Annotated in this window: 3 protein-coding genes and 1 pseudogene (2 of these 4 only partly in view); 2 read left to right on the top strand and 2 right to left on the bottom strand. The window is 44.9% G+C overall.

Annotated features, from left to right (window positions below; genetic code table 11):
* Positions 1–2,113, bottom strand: the 5' portion of a protein-coding gene (gene gyrA, locus HP399_RS00180; protein ID WP_173621463.1) for a DNA gyrase subunit A. 413 nt of this gene lie to the left of the window's left edge; only the first 2,113 of its 2,526 coding nucleotides appear in the window; it begins with the start codon at positions 2,111–2,113; its stop codon lies off the left edge, out of view.
* 559 nt (positions 2,114–2,672) lie between these two features.
* Between gyrA and HP399_RS00175 the strand changes: the two genes are divergently transcribed.
* Both HP399_RS00175 and HP399_RS00170 read left to right on the top strand, forming a co-directional pair.
* A complete protein-coding gene (locus HP399_RS00175; protein ID WP_173621464.1) occupies positions 2,673–3,398 on the top strand; it encodes a response regulator transcription factor in 726 nt (241 codons plus the stop codon).
* Positions 3,395–4,759 (top strand): sensor histidine kinase, encoded by a 1,365-nt coding sequence (locus tag HP399_RS00170; protein WP_173621465.1) that lies wholly within the window; start codon positions 3,395–3,397, stop codon positions 4,757–4,759. The genes HP399_RS00175 and HP399_RS00170 overlap by 4 nt, the downstream gene beginning before the upstream one ends.
* Before the next feature lie 57 nt (positions 4,760–4,816).
* On the opposite strand, the pseudogene HP399_RS00165 reads toward HP399_RS00170, so the two are convergent.
* Positions 4,817–5,000: pseudogene (locus HP399_RS00165) on the bottom strand (MFS transporter); it runs 1,090 nt beyond the window's last position.

The raw sequence follows: 5,000 nt of genomic DNA, 5'->3' as shown, positions 1-5,000 counted from the left end.
GTTTGATAACGTCCATATCGATGACATCATCATCGTCGTCTAGGGTAATCCCCTTCACACCGGTGGCGTTACGTCCCATCGTACGAACGTCTCCCTCGTTGAAGCGAACAGACATGCCTTTGTGAGTACCCATGATGATTTGTTGTTGGCCATCCGTCAAACGAACACCTATCAATTCATCATCCTCGCGCAGGTTAACCGCAATCAGTCCGCCTTTGCGAATATTTCCATAAGACTCCAGCGTCGTTTTCTTAATAATCCCCTTCTTGGTCGCAAAGAACAGGTAATGTTCTTGATCAAACTCCTTCACAGGGATTACCGCACTAACCCGCTCCCCTTTTTCAATCTGAATGAGATTGATGATTGGGGTACCTTTCGCTGTCCGGCTCAGGTCAGGAATCTCGAATCCTTTTAGGCGATAAACCTTCCCTTTGCTTGTGAAGAACATGATGTAATCATGCGAGTTGGTAATGTACAGATGCTCGACAAAATCGTCATCCTTGGTTCCCAACCCCTGCACGCCACGTCCACCACGTTTTTGCGAACGGTAGGTGGAAACAGGCAGACGCTTAATATAACCATCATGCGTCAGGGTGATAACGACATCTTCCTCTGGGATCAAATCAGCATCTTCGATATGATTCTCATCGAAAGTAATTTCCGTGCGTCTTGCATCGCCAAACTTCTCTTTGATCTCACCCAGTTCTTCCCGGATGATCGCGTAGATTTTGGCTTCGTCTGCAAGAATAGCACGCAGTTCTGCGATTTTTACCATGAGTTCTTGGTATTCGTTCTCGATTTTTTCTCGTTCCAAACCAGTTAAGCGTTGCAGACGCATATCGAGAATGGCCTGTGCCTGCTCGTAGGACAAGGAGTAATTTTCCATGAGTCCTGTACGAGCTTCTTCTGTGGTTTGAGAGGAGCGAATCAAGCTGATAATCTCGTCAATATGATCCAATGCAATGCGCAAGCCTTCTAAGATATGCGCACGAGCTTCTGCTTGCTTGAGATCGTATTCGGTCCTTCTGCGGATAATGACACGTTGGTGCTCCAAATAGTAATAGAGCATGTCACGCAGATTCAATACACGCGGACGGCTGTCAACGAGTGCCAGCATATTCACACCAAATGTAGACTGCATTTGAGTATGCTTAAACAGATTGTTCAATACAACCTTTGGAATGACGTCACGGCGCAATTCCATGACGATACGCATTCCTTTGCGGTCAGACTCATCACGAAGGTCGGTAATCCCTTCGATTTTTTTCTCGCGTACAAGCTCCGCGATTTTTTCCACGAGTCTAGCCTTGTTCACCTGAAAAGGAATCTCTGTTACGATGATGCGCGGTTTTCCTTTCCCATCCTCTTCAATCTGGGTTTTGGCACGCATAATAATGGAACCACGGCCTGTTTCATAGGCACGACGAATACCACTGTAACCGAGAATCTCCCCTGCTGTAGGGAAGTCAGGTCCCTTAATGATTTTCATCAAATCTTGAATCGTAATATCAGGATTGTCGATCATGGCAATGACGCCATCAACAACTTCCGTCAAGTTATGCGGCGGAATATTGGTAGCCATACCTACAGCAATCCCTGATGCCCCGTTCAAAAGCAGGTTCGGGAAACGAGAAGGCAATACAACCGGCTCTTCTTTGCGTCCGTCGTAGTTAGGAATGAAATCGACCGTTTCTTTATCAATATCGCGCAAAAGCTCCAGCGCGAGCTTGGAAAAACGCGACTCCGTATAACGCATCGCCGCTGCCGGGTCGCCGTCTACAGAACCGAAGTTCCCTTGCCCTTCAACCAGCATGTAGCGCATGTTAAAATCTTGGGCCATACGTACCATCGCTTCATAGATGGAAGAGTCACCATGCGGATGGTAGTTCGCCATTACTTCCCCGACAACGTTTGCCGATTTACGGAACGGCTTGTCAGGAGTAAGGCCCATATCGTGCATGGCATACAAAATACGCCTGTGTACAGGCTTCAAACCATCGCGAACGTCAGGCAAAGCCCGACTGACGATAACGCTCATCGCATAGCTAATGAACGATTCTCTCATTTCGTGGCTAATATCGACTTTTGGAAACCGAGCAGTTTCTTCTGCCATAAAGGGTAAACCTCCAACTGGTTATCACAATACTTCATTATACCATATAGGGAGAGGGCACGTCCAAAAAATCCAGCTAAATCAATCCATTCCCTCAAGATTTTCCACCGATTTTGGTCGTACCTCACGAATTTCGTAATATCCCTAAATATTCCAGCCCCGTTCCACGCTCAGTCATCACACAAAACAAAAAAGGCCCCTACATTCTGGCGCCTAGAAGTTCATGTTTTTTACTTGTATTTATGATCATCTTTACAGCTTCACGACCATTTCCAATTCGGAGGAGCGAATCATTGTCTTCGTATCGATTAACAATCCGAACGTAAGCGCGATCATCTGTAGTAGTTTTCTCATGGTGTATCCCTCCGTTTATTGAATGTACTTTGATTTTACAGGGAATGAACACGTAGTCCTATCGATTTGGGTTTCAATTTCCTTACACTCTTGTAAGAAACGTAGGAAAGTATGGGAAAAGTGTGGGAAATGCCTTCAACAACTGCTTAAGTCCGTTTGAAGATGTACAATAAAGTGAGAATCTAAAGGTTCGCGGAGGAATCCTATGAAGACCTTTCACATTGCTATCGTAGACGATGACATCAATATTCGTCAGATCGTCGAAGCCTATCTGCAAAAGGAAGGCTATGTTACAACTGCAGTTGAATCAGCCGAAGAGGCTATTACTTTAGAGCAAGAGAATTCCCCCGATCTATGGGTATTGGACATCATGTTGCCAGGTATGAATGGCTATGAGTTTTGTCGACGTATTCGTGCTGGCTCAGAAACGCCTATCATCATGGTTTCCGCTCGCGACGAAGAAGTGGACAAGATTCTTGGACTAGAGCTAGGAAGCGACGATTATCTCACCAAACCTTTTAGCCCTCGTGAATTAGTGGCACGTGTGAATCGGGCACTTCAACGTTGGAAACAGATGAAATCCCATACGGAAGAATCCCCTTTCATTGCGAAAGACAGGAATACGGAAGAGGCTGTAAACAGTGCTCTTGTATTAGATAAGGAAAAACGTCTTGTTTACTCTTTTGGGGAGGAAGTAGAGGTGACCTCGAAAGAGTTTCAGGTGCTCAGTCTTTTATCGGAGTATCCGAATCGGGCTTTTTCCCGTGATGAGCTGCTCTCTCTTATATGGGGATATGATTATTTTGGAAGTGACCGAGTGGTTGATGATCTCATTCGTCGTATCCGAAAAAAGCTGGACAAGATCCCTCTCGAAACCGTCTGGGGCTTTGGGTATCGGCTGCGAACTTTGGAAGGAACGAAGGATGAATGAGTATCCAATTTCGTATTACGTTGATGTTCGCCCTTCTTCTCTGTCTTGTCATGGGGGTATCAGCCGTCCTGATCAATTCGTTTTTGCTGGATAATTTAATCGAGCAGCAAAAGAATGAATTAAACCTAAAAGGGCGATTCTGGATTGAAAAAATGAACGAATCGAATGTAAAGATTGAAACTGAGGGAGTCGCAGAGCTCGAAAAGCTTCTCGTCTCCAATCGTAAGATAGAAGTTTTACTCTTAGGCAAAAAGAAAAAAGTACTCTACACGTCCCTGCCTTCTTCCAATTTGAATGAGTGGATGGATGCCCTTGAGCGTAAAGCGGAGAAAAGGCAAAATCGAAACATATGGATGGTTGGTAGCGATGATTACGTGGTCGTTAACTTGGCATTTAAAAACGACGAAAAGCAACGACTGATTCTGGCCTCTCCTGTACGTGGGCTAAAAGACATTCGTATGGAGATGACGAATAACATATTGCTCATCGTTTTGATTGGAGCCGTATCTACCATTTTGCTCAGCTTTTTTATTACACGTAGTATGGTGAAGCCACTCCATAAATTGACGAGAGAAATTAAAAAGGTTCAAGCAAGGCGTTTTTCCGAAGTCCAGCTTATTCCTGCTCGCGGTGAAATTGCTGAAGTCTCGAATAGTGTTTACTCCATGGCACAAGAGCTTGATCGTTTTCATGAAATCCAGCGGCAATTTTTACAGAATGCTTCCCATGAGCTAAAAACCCCTCTCATGTCCATTCAAGGATACGCCGAGGGAATTCGCGATGGCGTTTTTGTAGATGCTGCTGCTGAAAAAGGTTTTGATGTCATCGTAGAGGAAACCAATCGATTAAAGCATATTGTGACTGAAATTATATTGTTGGCCAAGCTTGAAGGCGAAGAGAATTTGTTTGATCCCTCATGGCATTCCGCTACTGACCTGGTGACACGGGCCATTGAGCGTTTACATCCTTTGCAGCTCCAACACAATGTAACGATTTCAGTAAGTCCACTTAAAACCAATGACGTAGTGTATGTCGATGAGGGAAAGTTTCTTCAAGCCTTGTTGAATATCATTGGAAATGCTTTGCGCCATGCCAAGGATCAGATCACGATCGAAATCAAACCAGGCAAACGCCAACTCCAAATAGAAATACAAGATGATGGTGAGGGCATCCCGGAAGAGCTTCTCCCTCATTTATTTCATCGTTTTGTGAAAGGAAAAAATGGTGATGTCGGACTGGGGCTAGCTATTTCTCGAGCAATTATCGAACGTTCGTACGGCCGTCTACAAGCAGAAAATGGTCCACTCCACGGTGCTGTTTTCCGCATCATCCTTCCCATATATCCGCAGCCTGAAAACTAACACCCGAGTGATCTAGTATCCACTCGGGTGTTTTTCTTTCAATCGATATCTTTACCGCTACATGTTCCCGGAAATTTTCGCCGTGAGCGCGTTCCTTCCAATACGCATAACCATGACAGAAGCAATCAAGCAAAATATTCCCGCAATGATAAACATGAGAAAGTAACTATTCAACATGGTATAAATGACTCCACCACCGTAAGCGGCCACAGCAGCACCTAATTGATGTGCGGCCAATATC

It is taken from the genome of Brevibacillus sp. DP1.3A, from assembly GCF_013284245.2.
In the GTDB taxonomy this organism is placed as follows: Bacteria; Bacillota; Bacilli; order Brevibacillales; family Brevibacillaceae; genus Brevibacillus.
The sequence above is the reverse complement of the archived record's forward strand: the minus strand, read 5'-3'. Positions and strand labels throughout refer to the sequence as shown.